Consider the following 1,203-nt stretch of genomic DNA (forward strand, 5'->3'; position numbering starts at 1 on the left):
GGCAGGGGAATCGCATATGGAATTGCGGCCTCTATTGCGTTGTTTTGCAAGATGGATTCTGAGAACGACTCCCACGAGACGGAGGGAGTCGTATGGGCAAGCTCAGGAAGGCGTTTCGGCGATTGTCGGACCCGCGTGCAGCGAACGCGCGACACGATCTGCTGGAGGTGCTGGTTATCGCCTTGGCGGCGGTTCTGTGCGGAGCAGAGACTTGCTCCGACATGGCGGAGTTCGGACAGGCCAAGGAAGACCTGCTTCGGCTGTTTCTGCGCCTGGAACATGGGATTCCCAGCCACGACACTTTCAGTCGCGTGTTCCGTTTGCTCGAACCGGAAGCCTTCGAGGCAGCATTCCGGCGCTTCATGGCGGCGTTTGCCAAGGCCAACCGGCTCAATCTCAGCGGGGTGGTCGCGGTCGACGGCAAGGCGCTGCGAGGCGCCTTCGCGCGCGGTTCGCGCTACGAACCTCTGCACCTGGTCAACGTCTTTGCGGTGGAAGCGCGCATGTCGCTGGCCCAGCAGAAGGCTCCCGGCCGCAACGAGACCAAGGGGGCGTTGGAGGTATTGGCGTTGCTGTCCCTCGAAGGCTGCGTCGTCACGGCCGACGCACTGCATTGCCATCGTGCAATGGCCAAGACGGTGCTCGATCGCGGCGGCGACTACGTGCTGGCGATCAAGGCCAACCGTGGACCTCTGTTCAAGTCCGTGGTCGCGCAATTTGCCCGGTCCGGCGAGCGCCGTACCGCCAAGAAGGTCGAACCGTCCACCCACGACCGCCGCGAAGCGCGCCGGGCAACCATCATGCGCAATACCAGCCTCGCTGCCGTCCACGGCTTCCCGGGCGTCGTTGCGATCGGCCGCGTCACCTCGCGCAGGCAATTGCAGGGCAATCGCGCGGAGCCGCCGGCCGTGCGCTATTACCTGCTCTCCAAGTCGATGTCCGCCAAGCGCCTGCTGCAGGTCACGCGCAGTCATTGGACCATCGAGAACCAGCTCCACTGGGTGCTCGACGTCCACTTCGGCGAAGACGGCAACAGGGCGAGATTGGACAATGCTCCAGACAATCTCGCTCGCCTGCGCAGGCTTGCACTCAACATCCTTCGATCTTGTCCCAGCCCAACCTCCATACGTCGAAAAATCAAGCGCGCCGGCTGGGACGACAGCTTCCTCCTCACCTTGTTTGGCCATATGCGATAGCCCTGCC

The 1,203-nt window shown here is 63.1% G+C and carries 1 protein-coding gene; it reads left to right on the plus strand.

Features of this window, described 5'->3' with window-relative positions:
• Window positions 1-92: 92 nt before the first annotated feature.
• Window positions 93-1,196 carry an ISAs1 family transposase gene (locus tag RAD16_RS40300; RefSeq protein WP_458163624.1) on the plus strand — a complete coding sequence of 368 codons (1,104 nt, stop codon included), beginning with the start codon at window positions 93-95 and terminating at the stop codon, window positions 1,194-1,196.
• Window positions 1,197-1,203 lie beyond the last annotated feature (7 nt).

The sequence above is a fragment of the Bradyrhizobium sp. 18BD genome (assembly GCF_054185225.1).

Bases quoted from the DNA above. Each gene is read 5' to 3' on its own strand.
- RAD16_RS40300 (WP_458163624.1), top strand. From the start codon at position 93: ATGGGCAAGCTCAGGAAGGCGTTTCGGCGATTGTCGGACCCGCGTGCA.